This window comes from Streptomyces sp. NPDC006655, from assembly GCF_040703965.1.
Lineage (GTDB): Bacteria > Actinomycetota > Actinomycetes > Streptomycetales > Streptomycetaceae > Streptomyces.
This window is the reverse complement of record NZ_JBEYJU010000043.1, coordinates 1-19,144: the sequence shown is the minus strand read 5'-3', so window position 1 is coordinate 19,144 and position 19,144 is coordinate 1. Positions and strand designations below refer to the sequence as shown.

Below are 19,144 nucleotides of genomic sequence, written 5' to 3'. Positions count from 1 at the left end.
TCTCCTCGCCGTCGACCTCGACCGGGAGGCGCCCAGTGGGCGCCTCCCGGTTTCTTTCGTTCCGGTGAGCCTGCGGCAGCGGCCGTGACGACGCCCGAAGCCGAGGTCAGCGGCGTGGAAGTGGTGGTAGCCCCCCGGGCGCCCGGAGGCGTCCCCCCTGCGGATCCGGTGGCTGGCCCCGTGTCGGCGCGGTGCGGCCGTGCCGAGACTCGGCAACATGACGTTCTCCGACGCCCCCGTCGCGTCCCCGACGCCCGCCGCCCCCGCGCGGCCCTCCGGTCCCGGCAGCGATTTCGCCCGGCTCTCCCGGCGCATCGGGGAGGCGGGCCTGCTGGACCGGTGCCCGGGCTACTACACCGTGCGGCTCGCCCTGGTGATCGCGGCCCTGCTGGGCGGCTGGGGGGCCTTCCTCGCGCTCGGCGACACCTGGTGGCAGCTGGCCGTCGCCGCCGCGATGGCCCTCGTCTTCGGTCAAGTGGCGCTCGTGGCCCACGATCTGGCGCACCGGCAGGTCTTCCGGCGGCGCCGCCCGAGCGAGACGTGGGGCCGTCTCTTCGGCAACCTCGGCATCGGGATGAGCTACGGGTGGTGGATGAACAAGCACACCAGGCACCACGCCAACCCCAACCACGAGGAGCTCGATCCCGACGTCGCTCCCGACATCCTGGTCTGGTCCACCGACCAGGCCCGCGAGAGCACGGGCCTGGCCCGGTCGATCGGCGCCCACCAGGCGTTCCTGTTCTTCCCGTTGCTGACCCTGGAGGGTTTCAACCTGCATGTGTCGAGCATGCGGGCGCTGCGCTCGCCGTCCACGAAGAACCGGGTTCTGGAGGGCACGCTGCTCCTGCTGCACCTGGCGGCCTACCTGTCCGCGCTGTTCCTGGTGCTCTCCCCCGGGAAGGCGGTGGCGTTCCTCGCCGTGCACCAGGGTCTCTTCGGGGTCTACCTCGGCTGCACGTTCGCCCCGAACCACAAGGGCATGCCCACCTTCACCGGCGACGAGCGGCCCGACTTCCTGCGGCGCCAGGTGCTCACCTCCCGCAACGTGCGGGGCGGCCGGTTCACGGACATGATGCTCGGCGGCCTCAACCACCAGATCGAACACCACCTGTTCCCGAGCATGCCCACCCCTCATCTGCGCCGCGCGCGGGTGATCGTGCGGGAGTACTGCGCGGAGATCGGAGTGCCGTACCACGAGACCGGCCTGCTCCGGTCCTACCGCGAGGCCCTCGGACACCTGCACCGGGTGGGAGCGCCTCTGCGGCGGGAGCGCGGGGCGGCCCGGCGGGGTGACCACTGAAGTCCGCCGCCTCGGCGAGATTCGTCACTACGTGGCATTCGCCATAATTCGCCCTCTTCGGGACGGACAGATGTAAAGGTGGTTCTTCGAAAAGACGACCAGCCGCATGGGAGAGACGTTTGTTCACGGTACGTAAGCAGCGAAGCACCGGGCTGATGGCCGCGGCCGGCGTACTCGGCGGCGTACTCGCACTCGCACTCGGCGGTACCAGCAACGCCGCCACCGGCGGGAACGACGCCGGAAGCCAGCAGAAGACCCCTGCGTCGGCACAACCGACGGGCGCCCAGGACACCTCCGACGCCCGAATAAGGATCACGCCCGGTCAAGGTGCCTACGGCGTCGGGGTCGACAGCCCCGTGGGGGTCACCGTCAGCAACGGCACCCTCACCAAGGTGACCATGACCGCCGTCGCGACCGGTACCGAGATCCCGGGCACCCTGTCCGCGGACGGCACGTCCTGGAAGCCGAACGGCCCGCTTCAGCGTGCCACCAGGTACCAGATCGCCGCAGAGGCCCAGGACGCCCAGGGCCGCTCCGCCACCGGGTACGCCACGATCAGCACCGTCTCCCCCGCCAACGACTTCGTCGGGCACGTCTCCCCCGAGGACGGCTCGACCGTCGGGGTGGGCATGCCGGTGACGGTCACCTTCGACAAGGCCGTGGGCGACAAGGCAGCCGTGGCGTCGGAGATCCAGGTCAGCACCAGCAGCGGACAGCGGGTCGTCGGTCACTGGCTCAACGGCGCCCGCCTGGACTTCCGCCCCGAGACGTACTGGACGCCCGGCTCCACCGTCACCGTCAAGCTCACCCACCGCGGTGTCCTGAAGACGGTCACGTTCAAGATCGGCCGGAGTCAGGTCAGCACCGTCGACGCCGCCACCAAGCAGATGACCGTCGTACGGGACGGCAAGACGATCAGGACCATCCCGATCTCGTCCGGCAGCCCGGAGCACCCGACGTACGACGGCCAGATGGTCATCTCCGAGAAGTTCCGGCAGACCCACATGAACGGTGCGAGCGTCGGCCTCCTGAAGGACGGCAAGCCCGCGTACGACATCGACGACGTACCGCACGCCATGCGCCTGACCGACTCGGGCACGTTCATCCACGGCAACTACTGGGCGGCCGACTCCGTCTTCGGCAAGGCCAACACCAGCCACGGCTGCATAGGCCTGAACGACGTCAAGGGCGGCGGCGACGGCAAGCAGCCCGCCGCCTGGTTCTTCGACAACTCGATGCCCGGTGACGTCGTGATCGTCAAGAACTCCGCGGACAAGACCGCGCCGGCCCCGGACAACGGCCTCAGCGACTGGAACATGCCGTGGTCCCAGTGGGTCTCGGTCGGCGCGACCGGCTGACAGCGCGCCGCGCCACACAGGTACACCCGAACCCCTTCCGCCAGGCGGCGGCCGACCGTGTCGGCCGCCGCCTCGCCATTCGCCTCGTCCCCACCTCGTCACTCACCCGGACGGAGCAATCACGCACCGTCATTCCCTTGTCCCCGTTGGCCCGTCCCCCATTCGGAGTTGCGTCCGCACGGGCGACATGAGGCCGTGGGAATCGTGTCCTGCCGGATCTCACCCTCAGGAGGAGACATGGGCACGAGGAACACGAGGATCGACGGCCGACCGGCCGACAAACTCAGCGTCGTCTTCACCGTCCGCGTGATCGAGGGCGGCGAGCAGGGATTCCTGGAGGCGTACGACCAGCTCCGCGAGTCGGTCGCCCGGACCCCCGGCCACATCGTCGAGAGGCTGGGAGCACCCCTGGACGACTCCCGCGAGTGGGTCATCACCAGCGAGTGGCAGACGGCCGAGCACTTCTTCGCCTGGCAGCAGAGCGAGGAGCACCGCGCACTGGTGGCTCCGCTGCGCCAGTGGGTCGACTCGACGCAGTCGCTGCGGTTCCGAGTCGTCAAGGAGACCGAGGGGGTGGCGTCATGACGCGCACCGCCAACGGCCCCGTCGCCGTACTCGGGCTCGGCACGATGGGCAGCGGCCTGGCCGGCCGCCTCCTCGACCGGGGCATGCAGGTCCGGGTCTGGAACCGTACTCCGGAGCGGGCCGCGCCGCTCGCCGCGGCAGGCGCCTTCGTCGCCCCGCACCCCGCCGACGCCGTCGCGGGCACGAGTGCCGCCGTCTGCGTCGTCGCCGACGGCGAGGCCCTCTCGTCCGTGCTGCACGGACCCGACGGCGTGCTGTCCAGGGGCCGCTACCCCGGGGTCCTCGTCTGCGCCAGCACCGTCTCCCCCGAAGAGGTGCTCCAGATCGCCGGGGACATCCCCTCGGTCGTGGACGTCGGCATGCTCGGCAACCGCGACCACGCCCGTGACGGCGAGCTTCGGCTCTTCGTCGGTGGCGAGGAGGAGGCGTTCACCGCCTGCCGCCCGCTGCTGGAGGCGCTGGGCAAGGAGGTCGTCCATCTGGGCGCACTCGGTTCCGGCATGCGGATGAAACTGTGCCTCAACCTCCTGATGGGCATCGAGGTGCAGGCCCTGGCCGAGGTCACCGAACTGGCGACCGCCTGCGGCCTGGACCGGCAGTCGGTCCTCAAGACCGTCGCGGGCAGCGGCTTCGCCTCTCCGGTCATGGCGTTCAAGGCGAGGCGCCTGGGTTCCGGCCGCTTCGAGGAGCCGGACTTCCGGCTGCGGCTGATGGCGAAAGACCTCATGCTCGCTACCAAGCAGGCGGCGGCGGTCGGCCTGAGCCTGCCGCTCACGACCGCCGCGGCAGAGACCCACGTCCGTGCCACCGAGCAGGGACTGGGCGACCAGGACTGTGCCGCGGTCACCCGCGCACTCACACCGAAACCGGGCAGCGACACGTGATCATCGACATCCACGGGCATCTCTCCCCGCCGGAAGCGGCCGAACGCTTCCCCATGCCGCCGAGCCTGACCGACGTCGACGGCATGCTCGCCGCTCGCGCCGAGGCAGGCATCGACCTCACCATCATCGGCAGCCCCGTGGGCGCCGGAGCGATGGCACGGGTACCGGGCGTGGACAACTACGCGCAACCACGAGACCGGCTGCGCGGTTTCCACGCCTGGATGTCGGGGCTGATCGCCAGGTTCCCCGACCGGTTGCGCGGCTACGTGTACGCCAACCCGTTCGGCGACGACGATCACCTCGAAGGGGTGCGGGAGACCCTGGCGGATCCGGCCTTCGTCGGCCTGATCACCACGTCCAGCGTCCATGGGGAGCTGCTCGGCTCCCCCCGCGCCGACTCCTTCTTCGCCCTGGCGGCGGAGGCGGGGGTACCGGTCCTGGTGCACGCCCCGGCCGAACCGGTCGGCACCGAACAGGTCGACGAGATCGGCTTCGTCGAGCAGATCGGCCGGTTCGGCGATGTCACCATGGGCATGGCCATGATCGCCTTCGCGGGATGGCTCGACAAGTACCCGGAGCTGCGGCTGATCGGCGCGACCGGCGGCGGCGCGATGGCGCTGCTGCCGGAGCGCCTGCAGACGGCGGCGCGCCCCCGGCACTGGGCCGGGGGCGCCCCGCCCGCCGGCCGGCCCGAGGGAGCGCGCGCTCCCTCGGCGGCCCGGGGACCGGCGGCCGACCCGGCCGCGGCGCTGCGGCGCATGTACGTCGACACGAGCCCGTTCAGTTCGGCGCACCTGAGCCTGAACGCGGAGGTGCTGGGACCCGAGCGGATGCTGTTCGGCACCGACTCACCGCCGCTGGCCGTACCGCTGGAGGAGCAGCTCCGCATGATCGAGAAGCTGCCGGTCGACAGGGCGGCGCAGCAGCTCATCCTCGGCGGCAACGCCGAGACCCTCTTCGACCTCAGGAGTCGTCCGTGACCACCACGCAAGAGGCCGTCACCGCGGCCGAACGCTGCACCCCGGAGTTCCGGCGGGACCCGCACACCGTCTACGCCCATCTCCGCGAGGCGGCCCCGGTCTGCCCCATGAGACCGCCGCACGGCAACGAGACGTACCTGATCACCCGGTACGAGGACGCGCGGGCCGCGCTGGCGGATCCGCGGTTGAGCAAGGACATGTACGGGGCCATGGACGCCTACCGGAGGATCTTCGGTGACTCGTCCGTCGCGCTGGACGACAACATGCTCAACTCCGACGCGCCCAAGCACACGCGGCTGCGCAGGCTGGTCAACTCCGCGTTCACCCCACGGCGGGTGGCGGCGCTGCGGCCGAAGATCCAGGACATCGTCGGGGGCCTGCTCGACGCGTGCCCGCCCCGGGAGCCCTTCGACCTGTTGCCGGCCTTCGCGTTCCCGCTGCCGATCACCGTGATCTGCGATCTGCTCGGCGTACCGCCCGAGGAACGGTCGCGGATGCAGAACCTGTCCTCCACGGTGGCCCAGAGCGGCTTCGACGAGGAGGCCAAGCGGGCCCAGCAGAATGCGGAGGAGGACCTGCACGCGTACTTCTCGGATCTCATCGCGGCCAAGCGGAGGGATCCGGGTGACGATCTCCTGAGCGCGCTCACCGCGGTCCGGGACGACGACGGCGGGCTGACCGGGAACGAACTGGTGTCCACGGCGTTCCTGCTGATGTTCGCGGGTCACAAGACGACCGCGTACCTGATCGGCAACGCCGTGCACCACCTCCTGTCCCATCCCGAACAGCTGCGCGTCGTGCGGGAGGACCCGGAACTGATGCGTGCCGCCGTCGAGGAACTGGTGCGCTACGACGGCTCCGTGGAGAGCGCCACGTTCCGTTACGCGACCGAGGACGTGGAGTACGGCGGGACCCGGATTCCGAAGGGAGCCCTGGTCCAGATCGCGCTCAGTTCGGCCAACCGCGATCCGCTGAAGTTCGACGCGCCGGACGAGCTGAACGTGACGCGTCCGGGCAACGCGCAGGACGCGCATCTGGGGTTCGGGCACGGCAGCCACTACTGCCTGGGAGCCCCGCTGGCCCGGCTGGAGATGCAGGTGGCGCTCACCGCCCTGTTCGACCGGTTCCCGAGCATGACCCTGGCCGACCCGGACGCCGGACCACGGTGGCTGGAGGTGCCCTTCCCGGCCTTCCGCGGCCTCGCAGAACTCCCGGTCGTGCTCGACCCTGAGTGACTACTCACTACGAGGTATCGGCGCACGCGCCTGTCACACGCCCGTCGAGCGCGGCGTTCACCGTGGGGAAGACGGGGAGCAGCGAGTCGAGGCCGAGGAGGCGCCAGACCTGCCGGTAGTTGTCGCTGAGGGCGGCGAGGCGGAGGGCGCCGGCATGGTCGTCGAGCAGGCGCGACAGCGTGATGATCATGCTGATGCCGGAAGAGTCGAGATACTGCACGTCGGAGGCGTCGAGTACGAGGGTGCGGCAGCCTTCCCTGATCAGGGCTTCGCACCGGGCGCCGACGACGTCGGCGTTCTCGTAGTCCACTTCGCTCGGCAGCCGGACAACTGTCGTATCCGCATGGCGTACCAGCACCCTCAGCATCGAGAACGGACTCCCATCCCATCGATCACGACCGCGCCGTACCTCGAGCACCGGCACCTTTCTGCTTGTCACCGCCCGGCGACACCTCCGCGCCTACCCTGGGGCGACGTCGGTCACGCCTCCCCTCGAAGGCGGGGCAGGTGAGCAGACCGTCGGCATCGGCGGGCTCACCCGGGCAGCTCCGTGTGCAGGCGGATCGTGGTCCCCTCGTCCGGTGTGGACCGGATCTCGACGAGATCGCACAGCTGGTGGACGAGCCACAGCCCGCGTCCACCCACTTGCCTGGCGGTCGGCATCGTACGTCCGGCCAGTGGATCCTCCAGGTAGCCGGCGTCGCGGAACTCGCAGACGAGCCGTCGTTCCTCGCTCCAGGTGCGCAGCACTCCTTGTCCGCCGCCGTGGCGGATGCTGTTGCTGGCCACCTCCGTCGCGGCCAGGTGCAGTTCGCGCAGGCGCCGACCGGTCAGGCCGTGCTGTTCGGCGCAGGCAGCGATCTTCTCTCGGAGAGCGGGCAGGTCACCGCTCGAGTAGAGAAACTCGTCGTACGGGTCACAGGGGCCGGTGAGGGCGACGAAGGGGTAGGGTGCCCGCGCGTCGTAGTCCTCGGACGGTACCGTCCGGCCGTCTCTTCGGATCTGGGGGTGGCAGCGTGCCATCCCGGTCACGGCGGCCTGGTCGCGTGCGACGTCGTAGGGGCACAGCAGCCACCAGGCCGGGCCGTGGGCGAACGCCTTGTTGAGCAGCCACTCGTGGTAGCGCAGCTCCTCGGCCTCGGCGGCACTGCGGACCTGGTCCCAGGGGGATTCGCCGATCCCCCGGACGGGCCGCCCCTCTGAGACCTGATCCTTGATCCATTCCTGCCAGGCGGCGATGAGCCGCCCCGGATGACGCGCCACCCGGCTGGTGTCGACATAGCGGACGGTGTCGTTCTCACGGATCTCCGCACGCAGCAGGGACGCCTTGTCCTGCGGTACCGCCACGACGACGGCCTCGTCACCGTCAAGCGCTTCCTGGATGAACCCCAGGGTGCCCGCGACGAACTCGTCGCTGCCCGAGTACGGATAGAGCTCGTGCCGGTATCCGGTGCCTTCCAGCGGAGTGGACGAAGAGGGGGTCACGGCGCGATCACCACCGGAACGTCGGGGACTGCGAAGCCGGAAAGCCTCCAGGCGAGCCGCACGGTCTCGTTGGCGCCCTCCAGGACGACCTTGCGATCCGGAAGGTGCCTGGCGGCGTCGGCCAGCGCGCTCATCCCGGCGGCATCGAAAAACTCCAGGGTCTGGCAGTGCAGACGCACCGTCGGCGTGTGCGCGAGGAGGGTGCACAGGATGGTGCCGAAGACCACCGCGCCGTCGCTGTCGACGGTACCGGACACCGTCCAGCCCTCCTGCTCGGTTCGGTACACCCGGAAGGCGGGGGAAACCGGACGGCTGCCCAGATGATGCGGATGCACGCAACTGATCTGCTGCAGAGCCGGCAGGTCCCAGTCGGTCCCGCTGTAGGCGCAGACCACCATGGCTCCGGTGTCGGCGGCGAACTCCTCGAGATCGAGCTCGCTGCGCAGCCACTCCCCGTTCCGGTCCGCGCGGGAGGCGGGCATGACATGGTGCAGCACGCGCAGGGAGCGGAACCCCTCCCGGTCGGCGACGGCCGCCTCCCGACGCACCGCGGAGAGAAGCGAACCCTGCAACCGGGCAGGGTCCAGTACAAGCGGTGCGAACTCGCTGTCCGCACGCGGGACGGGCCCGACGATCACGACCTTGTCGCCGTGCAGCGCACCGTCCGCGACGAAGGCCCGGCTGCGGTCGATGACGTCGTCGATACGATCCATCAGGTGGCAGACGTGATCGCCGGGGTCGACCTCGTCCAGGGTTGGCAGTACGCGCGGCGCTCTCACTACTTCTCCCTCGCTCCGCCCTCACCCTACTGCTCTTGCCCCCTCCTCTGCTCAGCCGGCCGAGGCGTACGGCTGCTGTTCGAACACCGGGGAGCAGACCAGTCGCACGAGGGTTCCTGTTGCACGCCATCGACCACATCGGAGCCCGGCTGCCGGCCCGCCACGCCCGCGATCATGAGCTTCCGGGCGTCGTCCCCCGGCTGCACGACTACCCCCGTCGCCTCGCGTCCTCCAGGTAGTGCAGGACCGCCGCCACCCGGCGGTCCACCTGGTCCGCCGGGGAGAGATCGAGCTTGGCGAAGATGCTGCGGATGTGCTTGTGGACCGCGCCGTCCGTGACCACCAGCCGCTCCGCGATCGCGCTGTTGCCGAGGCCCTCGGCCATCAGGGCGAGGACATCCCGTTCGCGCGGGCTGAGCCGTTCCAGCCGGGTGTCCTGGCGGGAGCGGGTGAACAGCTGGGCGACCACTTCCGGGTCGATGGCGGTACCGCCGGACGCCACCCGGTGCAACGCGTCGAGGAACTCCTCGACCCGGCCGACCCGTTCCTTGAGCAGATAGCCGAGTCCGCCCACCCCGCACGTGAGCAGCTCGGTGGCGAAGCTCTGCTCGACGTACGCGGACAGGACGAGAACGGCGAGGCCGGGACGGCGGCGCCGGGCCTCCACCGCCGCGCGGATGCCCTCGTCGGTGTGCGTGGGCGGCATCCGTACGTCAAGGATCGCGACGTCCGGCTGGTGCTCCTCGATGGCGTCCAGGACCCCCTCGGCCGTTCCGGTCTTCGCCACCACGTCGAGGCCCTCGGCACCCAGCAGCAGGGCGAGCCCCTCGCGCAGCAACGGGTCGTCCTCGGCCATCACTATGCGCATGTCGGCAACCAACTCACTTGTAGAACAGGGCAGTTCCGTGGACCGGCCCGCGGGCTTCCAGAACGTCACGTGCCGCAGGGCAGGTCCACGTCGAGCACCGTCGGCCCGCCCGCCGGGCTGGTCACGCGGAGCGTACCGTCATGGGCCGCCACCCTCCGGCGAATGCCGCTCAGCCCGGAGCCGCCCGCTTCGTCGGCGCCGCCCCGCCCGTCGTCCTCGATCCGCAGATGCAGCCGACCGCCCCGCGCCCGCACGGTGACCGCCGCCCCGCTCGCCCCGCTGTGCTTGGCGATGTTCGTCAGCGCCTCCGCGACCACGAAGTACGCCGTGGCCTCCACGGACGCCGCGCACCGCTCCGGCGCCTCCACATCCGTCCGGCACGGCACGGCGCACTCGGCGGCGAGACCCGACAGCGCCCCGGCCAGCCCCCGGTCGGACAGCACCGGCGGGAGGATCGAGCGGGAGACCGCGCGCAGTTCGGCCAGCGCCTGCTCGGCGGCGCTCTGGGCACGTTCGAGGAGTTCGTCGGCGCGCTCCGGATCCCGGGCGGCCATCCGCCGGGCGGCGCCGAGCAGTACCGTCACCGTGACCATCCGATTCTGCGTCCCGTCGTGCAACGACCGCTCGATGCGCCGCAGTTCGGTGGCGTGGGCGTCGAGCGCGGCGGCCCGGGTCGCGGTCAGCTCGGCCACCCGAAGGGACAGGTCGGTGTCCGGCCCGGCGGCGAGCAGCGTCCGCCCGGCACGGGCCTGAAGACGCGCCATGCCGGGTGTCAGGCCCAGGATGACGGCGATCCAGCCGACGCCGACCAGGCTCACCGACAGCGCCTCCGGCCAGGTGTGCGCCACCCCGAACCCGAAGGACGTACTACTCGTGTCCGCCGGCGCGAACGGCCACACCAGCGGAAAGAGGGTGTCCCGGAACGCGGCCAACGGCAGATACACCCCGAGCAGCCCCAGCAGCAAGCCGAGGGTGCCGTGACGCAGCGCCCAGCGCAGCTCGCGCCGGGTGGTGGGGTCGGCGAGGGCGGCCCGCAGCGTCGGCGGCGGCGGGTCCGGGGCGACGATTTCCGGCCCCCAGCGGGCCAGCCGCTTCCGCTCCCGTTCGGCCAGCGCGTGCAGGGCACGGACGACGACCGGCGCCAGCAGCAGGCCCACGCCGGCCGGCGCGGTCACCGCGGCGACGGCCGCCGGCACCAGCACGCCCAGCGCCGTCACCGCCGTGCCGAGCCCGCCGACGAGCTGCCCGAGCGCGGCACCGGAGGCCCGCAGGGCCCGGACGACGATCTCCCGCGGACGCTCGGCGCCGGGGCCGGCGTCTGCGGTGTCCGCGGTACCGGTGGGCTCGGTGGTCGTCATGCTCACTCCGCTTCTGAGGTGCGCCGACGACTCTAGGAGCAGGCCCGCTTCGCCGTAAGTACAGCAGGCTGTACTTACGATCCGGCTGCTGGCGGGATCGGCCGCGGGGGGCGCGGTCCGTAGCGTCGGGGACATCAGCCGGGACGCCGGCCGAGACACCAGCCGAATCCCCGCCGAAGGAGCCCGCGATGGCGACCATCGACCCCCACCGACCGAGCGTCGACGACGCCCCCGCCCCGTCCGTCGCCCGCGGCGACGTCACCCGCGTCCTCCTCTGGCTGGTCCTGGTGATCAGCGCGGTCGCCAACATGGTCGCCTCCTACGCCGCCGCCGGTGTCGCCGTGAACCTCGCCTGCGGCTCGGTCACCGGACTCGCGGCCATCGCCCTCGTCCTGCGCCGCCTGAAGGGCGGCCGCCGGTGAACCTCGCGTCGGCCGCCGTACGGGTCAGCGCGCCCGCCATCGCGCTGGAGCGGGTCACCAAGACCTACCCGGGCGATGTGAAGGCCCTCGACGAGGTGTCCCTGACCGTCCGGCCGGGCACCTTCCTCGCCGTGATGGGCCCCTCGGGCTCCGGCAAGAGCACCCTGATGCACTGCGCGGCGGGGCTGGACTCGCCGACCTCGGGCAGCGTCCGCATCGACGGGCACGAGATCGTCGGCCTGAACGAGACGCGCCGTACCGAACTGCGGCGCGAGCGCGTCGGGTTCGTGTTCCAGGCCTACAACCTGATCCCGTCCCTCACCATCGAGGACAACATCACGCTGCCGCTGCGGCTCGCCGGCCGGGCCCCGGACCGGGAGTGGATCGCGGCGCTGGTGGAGCGCGTCGGCCTGGCCGGCCGGCTCGGCCGACGCCCCGCCGAACTCTCCGGTGGCCAGCAGCAACGGGCCGCCGTGGTGCGGGGGTTGGCGGCCAGGCCGGCCGTCGTGTTCGCCGACGAGCCGACCGGCGCGCTGGATCTGCGCAGCGCGCACGAGGTGCTGGAGCTGCTGCGCGCCCTGGTCGACGAACTGGGCCAGACCGTGATGATGGTGACCCACGACCCGGCCGCCGCGTCCCGCGCCCACCAGGCCCTGGTGATGGCCGACGGCCGGGTCGTCGAGGCCCTCGACCACCCCACCGCCCCCCGACTGGCCGAGCGACTCGTCGCGTTGGGAGACCGCTGACCCATGTCCGAGCACTTCCGCCCCACTTGCCGCCTTCCCCTCTTCCCGATCGCCCTGCGGATGGCAGCGCACCGGATCACCGCGCTGCTCGCCGTGGTGTGCGCGGTACTCGGCGGGGCCGCCCTGATCACCGGCACCGGTGTGCTGGCCGAGTCCGGGCTGCGCTCGCAGCTGCCGCCGGGACGGCTCGGCGGCGCGGACATCGTCGTCGCGGCCGACCAGGAGTACCACCCGGACGGCGATCTGCCGCTCGCCCTCCCCGAGCGCGCCCGGGTCCCGTCGTCGCTGGTCGACCGGCTCTCGGACCTGCCCGGGGTGACTGCCGTGGTCGGCGACCTCGGCTTCCCGGCCGCGCTGGTCGACGCCCGTGGAGAGGTCGTAGCGACCGCCGACGACCCAGCGGCGGCCGGACACGGCTGGTCCTCCACCAAGCTGCTGGCCCACCCACGCGTCACCGGCCGCGCGCCGGCCAGGGCGGACGAGATCGCCGTCCCGGCGGCAGCCGGGCTGCGCACCGGGGACCGGGTCCAGGTCGTGGCGGGCGGCCGCGCCGCCGTGCGCTGTCGCGTCGCCGCGGTGGTCGACGCACCGGGCGCGGGCGTCTATTTCGCCGACGCCACGGCCGCACGGCTCGCGGGCCGCGACGGCGCGCGCCGATACGACGTGATCGGCCTGCGCACCGCGCCCGGAAGCGGCGAGCGGGTCGCCGACGCGGTGCGCGGCCGGGTGGCCGGCACAGGGCTGACCGTCCGCACCGGTGCGGACATCGGCGAGACCGTGGCGCCGGGCGTCGGCACGGCCCGCTCGCTCCTGGTCCTGCTGGCCGGTTCGCTCGGCGGAATCGTGCTGCTGATCACCGGGTTCGTCACGGCGGGCGCGCTGGGTGTGTCGATCGCCGGGCAGCGCCGCGACCTGGCGCTGATGCGGGCGGTCGGGGCGACCCCGCGGCAGATCCGCCGGCTGGCCGCCGCGCAGTCCTCCCTCGTGGCCGCCGTGGCCCTGGCCCCCGGAGTGGCCCTCGGCTACCTCCTGGCGGGCCGCTTCCACGACCTGCTCGCCGACCGCGGCGTCCTGCCCCCCGAACTCCCCCTGACCGTCGGCCCCTTGCCCGCTCTCGCCACTCTCATCCTGCTCGCGCTGACCGTGCAGATCTCCGCCCGGGGCGCGGCCTGGCGCACATCCCGGATGCCGGCGACGGAGGCCGTCGCCGAGTCCCGCAGCGAACCGCGCAAGCCGTCGAAGGCCCGTACCCTCACCGGAGTTCTGCTGATCGCCGCCGCGTGCGCGCTGTCCGTCACCCCGCTGCTGACCCGTACGGTGATCGGCGCGTCGGCCACCTCCGTCGCCGGGATCGTCGCCGCGATCGGCCTGGCCCTGTGCGGCCCGGCCCTGGTCCGGTCGCTCGGTGAGCGGGCCGTGCGACGGCTGCGGCCCGGGACTCCCGCCCCCACCTGGCTCGCCCTGGCCAACGTACGGGCGTACGCGCTGCGGGTCGCCGCAGTGGTCAGCCCCCTGGCGATGGCGGTCGTGTTCGTCCTGACCTACACCCTCACGCAGACCACCGTCCTCGCGGCGACCGCCCAGGACACCCGCACGGGCACGCTCGCCCAGTACCGGCTGAGCGCACCGGACCTCGGTGGCCTGCTGGCCGGCACGCGGGACGCCGTGCAGAAGCTGCCCGGAGTACGGTCCGCCGCACCCGTCGGCTCGACGACTGTCGTCTGGCCGTACGAGACGTTCGGCGAAGCCGATGTGGAGTCGGTGCCGGCGCTGATCACCACGCCGGACGCGGCCGGGGCCCTCGACCCCGGGGTGCGGGACGGCCGGCTGGCCGGCCTGACCGGCGCCACGGTCGCGGTGAGCAGCGAGGTCGCCGGTTCGCGGGACGCCGGACTCGGCCGGCGGATCCGGCTGGTCCTCGGCGACGGCACGCGGACCGAGGCGCGGGTGGTGGCCGTGTACGACCGGGGCCTCGGCTTCGGCTCGCTGATCGTCTCCGCGGACCTCGCGGCCGGCCACACCACCTCCGGCCTCACCCAGAGCCTCCTCGTCCGCACGGACGGCACGGCGACGGCGGCGCGCGCACTGGCCGGTCTGGCGGCGTCCCGCCCGGGCCTCGTCCTGGAGAACACGTCCGGCGCGGTCCTCGGCGGCAAGCAGGACACCCCGCCGGAGGTGTGGATCAACCTCGCGACGATCGTCGTACTCCTCGGCTACCTCCTCCTCAGCATCGCCAACAAGCTGGTCGCGGCCACGGCCCAGCGCCGTACGGAGATCGCCGCACTGCGGCTGGTCGGCACGACGCCACGGCAGATCCGGGCGATGATGCGCCGCGAGGCGGCCGTGATCGCCGCGGCGGCGCTCGTCTCCGGCCTGCTGCTCTCCGCCCTCCCCCTCGCCCTCCTCGGCCAGGGCTTCCTCGACCGCCCCTGGCCGGCGGGCCCGGCCTGGCTGCTCCCCGCCATCGCGGCGACGATCGTGACGACGGCCTTCCTCACGATCGAACTCCCCACCCGCCAGGCCCTGCGCACACCCCCGGCGGACGCGATCCGGGCGACGTGAGGATCCACTCGTCGGCCTTCGTCGACGTCGGGGTCAGCTCGCGGCGGACCTCGAATCCGCCGCGATGAGCGCGACCGACTCGCCGACCGCCGCCAGCGCCGCTGCCCTTTCCTGGTCGGACATACGGGCCGGTCCATGGGTGACCACGGGGTCGAGGACCCGGTAGCCGACGAACTCGAGCATCCCGCGGTGGATGTGGAACAGGAAGTCGTCCATCGAACCGAAGGCGCCACCGGGCCGGAACGACTCACTGGGCCCGCCGGTCGTGAACAGCAGCATCGCCCGCTTCCCGGCGAGCGCCGCGTCACCGAAGAGTCCGTGGTCCCCGCCGAAGACCCCGCCCATCACGAAGACCCGGTCCACCCACCCCTTGAGGATCGCGGGCAGCGAGAACCACCACATCGGAAACGACAGCACGAGCAGGTCAGCGGCGAGGAGCCGGTCGAGATGGGCCCGGACGGCGGCGTCGAGCGTCCCGTCCTCGACCGCGCGCATCTGCTCGGCCTGCGGCTTGAACGGGCCGTCCGTCGGTGCGAACTCCTCGCGGGCGAGGACGGGGGCCCAGGCGTCGGCGTAGAGGTCGAGGACGTCGACGCGGTAGCCGCCGTCGCGCAGAGCTTGAGCCGCGGTGGCCATCTGGGCGGCGCTGAACGAGCGGGGCTCGGGGTGAGCGTGAACGATCAGGGCGGTGGGGGCAGCGTCAAAGGTCGACATGAGAAAATCATATCGACATATTGCGATGCGTCAATCAGATGGCGGTGCCGAACGCCCGCGCCACCTGAGTCAGCCGCTCTTCGTCGCGCCGGTAGTGAGTCCACTTGCCCACCCGGGTGGAACGCACCAGCCCCGCCCGCTCCAGCGTGCTCATGTAGCTGGAGACGGTCGACTGTGCGAGCCCCGACTTCGCCTGGATGTGCGTGACACACACACCGACCGCCTGGCGGTCCGCGATCGGCTCGTACTCGCGGAAGTGCGCGTCGGGGTCCTTCAGCCACTGCATGATCTGCAAACGGGCAGGGTTGCCCAGAGCCTTGAACACCTCGATCAGGTCATCCGGCCCCGACCCCGGTCCGGCCGTGACGGCCATGGCCACCTCCCTCGCCAGACACTCCGACACACCACGATATCTCGATACGGGATCCGCGGCGGCCGCAAGGGAGGCGGCCGCACTGGAGGTCGTCGCCGTCGACAACGTCATGTCCGATCCCGCACGCGGTGGTGTCTGTCGAGCGCCGACCCGGCCCTTGCCCCGATGCCGTGGGCGAGGATGCTCTCGGCGGTGTCCGCGATGGTGTCGTCGAGGGGGCGCGCTCGCCATCCGAGGACTTTCTCCGCCTTGGCGCTTGTGGCGTCGAGATCCCGGCCGAGCTGGTGTTTGAGCAGGCGCAGTTCCGGGTTCACGAGGCCCAGGGCGCGGGCGACCCAGACGGGCAGTTCACGAGTGGGGGCCTTCGCGGCGCGTGCACCGAGGCGGTCGTGCAGGACACGTGCGATGTCGATGACGCGCAGACTGTGCCCGGCGATGGCCAGGAAGCGTTCGCCGGCGGCTGCCGGATCGGTCATCGCGCGCAGGTGCAGATCTGCGACGTCGCGGACGTCGACGAAGCCCATCCCGAAGGGAGGGCACGCGGGAACCTGTCCTTCGAGCATTCTGCGGACCAGACGCAGGGATGGCGGGTCGTCCGGGCCGAGCAGGGGTCCGAGGACTCCTACGGGATGGACCGCTGCCAGTTCCAGGCCGCCGCCTTCGTCCTGGATGAACTGCCAGGCGGCGCGTTCGGCGAGTGTCTTGGAGCGCTGGTAGGGCGGGATGTCGCTGTCGACGTCGGTCCAGTCCTCCTCGGTGAACGGGGTCGAGCGCGGCGGGTGTCCGATCCCGATGGCGCCGAAGGCGCTGGTCAGGACGGTCCGGCGGACACCGGTGCCGCGGGCGGCGCGCAGCACTCGCAGGACGCCCTCGCGCGCCGGGACCACCAGGTCGTCGTCCTTGGCCGGCGTGTGGCGCAGGGTCGGCGAGGCGACGTGCAGGACGAACTCGCAGCCGGCGACGGCGGCATCCCAGCCCTCGGGCTGTTCGAGATCGGCGCGTACGACGGGGAGCCGCTCGTCGTCGAACGGTGTGGCCGCGTGCAGCCAGGACCGCAGTGCCGGCGCGCGTCGCAGGTCGCGGACCGTGGTGCGGACGGTGTGCCCGCCCTCCAGCAGGGCCTGGATGCACCAGCTTCCGATGAAGCCGGTTCCTCCGGTGACCAGTACCTGGGTCATCCGTCTCTCCATCAGCTGTGGGCTCGTGCGGTCAGGGGGACCGTCGGGTGCGTGGCGCGGTGGCGCCGGGTGACGGCCACGCTCCTTCCCAGGAGGGCGTGGCCGATCATGATCGGGTAGATGACAGCGCCGAGGGGGGAGTTGGCGACCTGTCCGAACGCGGTCCCCGGCGGGCCGCTCAGACCGAGGTGGCTGCCCCTGTCGTACAGGGGCGAGTACGGCGGGTCCTGCCATGCGGCGGCGGTGACGAACTCGGCGACCCAGGACACGAGCGGGCCGAGAAGGACGAGGAGGGCTCCGGCGCGGGCAGCGGTGCCGGAGCGGACGACGGGGTTCATGCGAGAGCCATTCCGGGCACGCGCCGGCGGATGGCCTCCAGCTCGGCTTCGTCCGAGACGCCCTGCCAGTCGTGGCGCGGGGTGTAGGGGGCCTCCAGGGCGCGCACGTCGTCGTCGGTGAGCTCGATGTCGAGGGAGGCCACGGCCTCGTCGATCTGCCGGACCGAACCGGCGCCGACCAGCGGCGCGGTGACGACCGGCCGACGTCGCAGCCAGGCGAGCGCGACCTGTGCGCGGGTGACGCCGTGTGCGGCGGCGACCTGCCCGACGGCGTCGATGATCGCGTGGTTGGACGCCTCCTCGGCCGGCGGGTAGAGCAGGTCCGCGTAGGCGCCGTCCGTCCCGGAGCGCACCGTCGAGCGGGCGTCGTCCCAGGCGCGGGCGAGGCGGCCGCGGGCCAGCGGCGACCAGATGACCGTGCCGACGCCCTCGTCCAGGCACAGCGGGATCATCTCCCGCTCCTCCTCACGGGCGAGCAGGTTGTAGTGGTTCTGCATCGACACGAACCGTGCCCAGCCGTGCTGCTTCTGCAGGTGCAGTGCCTTCGCGAACTCCCAGGCGGGCATGGACGAGGCGCCCAGGTAGCGGACCTTGCCGGCCTTCACGAGGTCGCTGAGCGCTTCGAGGGTCTCCTCCCAGGGGGTGGAGTGGTCGTTGCGGTGGATCTGGTAGAGGTCGATGTAGTCGGTGCCCAGGCGGCGCAGCGAGTGGTCGACCTCCGTCATGATCGCCTTGCGTGACAGACCGCGGCCGTTCGGTCCCGGCCGCATCGGATGGCGCAGCTTGGTCGCGATCACCACGTCGTCGCGGTCGGCGAAGTCCTTCAGGGCGCGGCCCAGGATCTCCTCGCTGGAACCGTTGGAGTACATGTTCGCGGTGTCGAAGAAGTTGATCCCGGCTTCCAGCGCGTGCTGGACGAGCGGGCGTGCGTCCTGTTCGCCCTTCGACCAGACGGGGTGCCCGCGGTCGGGTTCTCCGTAGGTCATCGCGCCGATCGCGATCGGGGACACGTCGAGGCCGGTCGTGCCGAGCTTGATGTATTGCATGACGCTCCTTAAAGTATGTGGAGAGCTCTCCGGATAACGTAGTGGAGAACTCTCCACTTAGCAAGGTGAGGTCCCGTGATCCGTTCGGACGCCCGTGAGAACAGGGCGCGCATCCTCGCCGCCGCACGCGAAGCGCTTGCGGCGGACGCCGGCACGTCGATGAACCAGATCTCCCAGCGCGCGGGAGTGGGCGCGGGCACCCTGTACCGCAACTTCCCCACCCGCGAGTCGCTGGTCCTGGCCGTCTACCAGGACGAAGTGGCACGCATCACCGGCACCGTGCAGGACCTGCTGGCCCAGCTGCCGCCACTGGAAGCACTCCGCCACTGGACGACCGACCTCGTCGAGGCCATGCGCAGAAAACACGGCCTCGGCGACGCACTCGGACCAGGAGCGCACCAGGCGATCAGCGAACAGAGCTACGGCCCGGTCATCGCCGCGATCACCCAGCTCCTCGACGCCGGCAAGAAGGACGGAAGCATCCGCCCCGACGCCGACCCGGGAGACTTCCTCCACCTCACCGGCGCCTTGTGGCGCGCCGCCTCCAGCCCCGAGGACCGGGCACCCCACATGCTCGCGCTCATCCTGGACGGACTCCGCACGCACCGATGAACGCCGCGGACGAGCAGCGGGCGGTGCCGGAGCCACTGTTGCCGAAGGGCGTCAAGACTGGGCGGCCGCCCGTCTGGCGCACCCATCAGCATGCGGCCGGGGCCCGCAAGCAGGGCGACCTGCAGAAGGAACCACCGAGCGGCATCTTCACCGAGCCCCGTGATCACGGACCAGGAAGGTCACGCGTCGGGTTCGCCCGGACAAGGCCGACCAGGCACGCAGCCGACTAGGGTGCGTTTCAGAAGTGGATCTTGATGTGTCAAGATCCACTTCGTGGGGAGGCACGATCTGACGAATGCGCAGTGGGCGAAGCTGGAGCCG

At 71.6% G+C, this 19,144-nt stretch carries 20 protein-coding genes; 10 read left to right on the top strand and 10 right to left on the bottom strand.

What is annotated here, in order from left to right; genetic code table 11:
• Positions 1-217: 217 nt before the first annotated feature.
• The 6 genes from AB0958_RS24370 (at position 218) to AB0958_RS24345 (ending at position 6,342) form a co-directional block, all read left to right on the top strand.
• Entirely contained in the window at positions 218-1,300 is a 1,083-nt protein-coding gene (locus AB0958_RS24370) for an acyl-CoA desaturase (RefSeq protein WP_366892577.1), read from the top strand.
• 155 nt (positions 1,301-1,455) lie between these two features.
• On the top strand, positions 1,456-2,658 hold the full coding sequence (locus AB0958_RS24365; protein WP_366892615.1) for an Ig-like domain-containing protein: 1,203 nt from the start codon (positions 1,456-1,458) through the stop codon (positions 2,656-2,658).
• 237 nt (positions 2,659-2,895) lie between these two features.
• Positions 2,896-3,243 carry an antibiotic biosynthesis monooxygenase family protein gene (locus AB0958_RS24360; protein WP_366892576.1) on the top strand — a complete coding sequence of 116 codons (348 nt, stop codon included), beginning with the start codon at positions 2,896-2,898 and terminating at the stop codon, positions 3,241-3,243.
• Positions 3,240-4,127, top strand: coding sequence for an NAD(P)-dependent oxidoreductase (locus AB0958_RS24355; RefSeq protein ID WP_366892575.1), 888 nt, complete (start codon positions 3,240-3,242; stop codon positions 4,125-4,127). Before AB0958_RS24360 ends, AB0958_RS24355 begins: the two co-directional genes overlap by 4 nt.
• Entirely contained in the window at positions 4,124-5,107 is a 984-nt protein-coding gene (locus tag AB0958_RS24350; protein ID WP_366892573.1) for an amidohydrolase family protein, read from the top strand. Before AB0958_RS24355 ends, AB0958_RS24350 begins: the two co-directional genes overlap by 4 nt.
• The gene (locus tag AB0958_RS24345) at positions 5,104-6,342 is read left to right on the top strand and encodes a cytochrome P450 (RefSeq protein WP_366892571.1); all 1,239 of its coding nucleotides are present in this window, start codon (positions 5,104-5,106) and stop codon (positions 6,340-6,342) included. Before AB0958_RS24350 ends, AB0958_RS24345 begins: the two co-directional genes overlap by 4 nt.
• A gap of 7 nt (positions 6,343-6,349) precedes the next feature.
• Here AB0958_RS24345 and AB0958_RS24340 read toward each other — a convergent pair whose 3' ends face one another.
• From AB0958_RS24340 to AB0958_RS24320, 5 genes are all read right to left on the bottom strand, one after another.
• Positions 6,350-6,709 (bottom strand): STAS domain-containing protein, encoded by a 360-nt coding sequence (locus AB0958_RS24340; protein ID WP_366892570.1) that lies wholly within the window; start codon positions 6,707-6,709, stop codon positions 6,350-6,352.
• A 167-nt stretch (positions 6,710-6,876) separates the two neighbouring features.
• Entirely contained in the window at positions 6,877-7,827 is a 951-nt protein-coding gene (locus tag AB0958_RS24335; protein ID WP_366892569.1) for a sensor histidine kinase, read from the bottom strand.
• Positions 7,824-8,606: an MEDS domain-containing protein gene (locus AB0958_RS24330; protein WP_366892568.1), complete on the bottom strand. Its 783-nt coding sequence runs from the start codon at positions 8,604-8,606 to the stop codon at positions 7,824-7,826. The genes AB0958_RS24335 and AB0958_RS24330 overlap by 4 nt, the downstream gene beginning before the upstream one ends.
• 208 nt (positions 8,607-8,814) lie before the next feature.
• Positions 8,815-9,474, bottom strand: a complete 660-nt coding sequence (locus tag AB0958_RS24325; protein WP_366892614.1) for a response regulator transcription factor — start codon at positions 9,472-9,474, stop codon at positions 8,815-8,817.
• 65 nt (positions 9,475-9,539) lie between these two features.
• Positions 9,540-10,832: a sensor domain-containing protein gene (locus AB0958_RS24320; protein ID WP_366892567.1), complete on the bottom strand. Its 1,293-nt coding sequence runs from the start codon at positions 10,830-10,832 to the stop codon at positions 9,540-9,542.
• A 188-nt stretch (positions 10,833-11,020) separates the two neighbouring features.
• Here AB0958_RS24320 and AB0958_RS24315 point away from each other — a divergent pair, with 188 nt between their 5' ends.
• The 3 genes from AB0958_RS24315 to AB0958_RS24305 are packed head-to-tail and all read left to right on the top strand — an operon-like array spanning position 11,021 to position 14,562.
• The gene (locus AB0958_RS24315; protein WP_366892566.1) at positions 11,021-11,254 is read left to right on the top strand and encodes a hypothetical protein; all 234 of its coding nucleotides are present in this window, start codon (positions 11,021-11,023) and stop codon (positions 11,252-11,254) included.
• Positions 11,251-12,000 (top strand): ABC transporter ATP-binding protein, encoded by a 750-nt coding sequence (locus AB0958_RS24310; RefSeq protein WP_366892565.1) that lies wholly within the window; start codon positions 11,251-11,253, stop codon positions 11,998-12,000. Before AB0958_RS24315 ends, AB0958_RS24310 begins: the two co-directional genes overlap by 4 nt.
• Positions 12,001-12,003: 3 nt before the next feature.
• On the top strand, positions 12,004-14,562 hold the full coding sequence (locus AB0958_RS24305; protein WP_366892564.1) for an ABC transporter permease: 2,559 nt from the start codon (positions 12,004-12,006) through the stop codon (positions 14,560-14,562).
• 33 nt (positions 14,563-14,595) lie between these two features.
• Here the strand turns inward: AB0958_RS24305 and AB0958_RS24300 are convergent, their stop codons facing one another.
• From AB0958_RS24300 to AB0958_RS24280, 5 genes are all read right to left on the bottom strand, one after another.
• Positions 14,596-15,276 carry an NAD(P)H-dependent oxidoreductase gene (locus tag AB0958_RS24300; protein ID WP_366892563.1) on the bottom strand — a complete coding sequence of 227 codons (681 nt, stop codon included), beginning with the start codon at positions 15,274-15,276 and terminating at the stop codon, positions 14,596-14,598.
• Positions 15,277-15,310: 34 nt separating this feature from the next.
• Positions 15,311-15,649, bottom strand: a complete 339-nt coding sequence (locus AB0958_RS24295) for a metalloregulator ArsR/SmtB family transcription factor (RefSeq protein WP_366892562.1) — start codon at positions 15,647-15,649, stop codon at positions 15,311-15,313.
• Between the two features lie 107 nt (positions 15,650-15,756).
• Positions 15,757-16,827, bottom strand: coding sequence for an aldehyde reductase (locus tag AB0958_RS24290; RefSeq protein WP_366892561.1), 1,071 nt, complete (start codon positions 16,825-16,827; stop codon positions 15,757-15,759).
• 11 nt (positions 16,828-16,838) lie between these two features.
• A complete protein-coding gene (locus tag AB0958_RS24285; protein ID WP_366892560.1) occupies positions 16,839-17,165 on the bottom strand; it encodes a hypothetical protein in 327 nt (108 codons plus the stop codon).
• Entirely contained in the window at positions 17,162-18,211 is a 1,050-nt protein-coding gene (locus AB0958_RS24280) for an aldo/keto reductase (protein WP_366892559.1), read from the bottom strand. The genes AB0958_RS24285 and AB0958_RS24280 overlap by 4 nt, the downstream gene beginning before the upstream one ends.
• A gap of 75 nt (positions 18,212-18,286) precedes the next feature.
• Here AB0958_RS24280 and AB0958_RS24275 point away from each other — a divergent pair, with 75 nt between their 5' ends.
• On the top strand, positions 18,287-18,823 hold the full coding sequence (locus AB0958_RS24275) for a TetR/AcrR family transcriptional regulator (protein WP_366892558.1): 537 nt from the start codon (positions 18,287-18,289) through the stop codon (positions 18,821-18,823).
• The last annotated feature ends 321 nt before the right edge of the window (positions 18,824-19,144 follow it).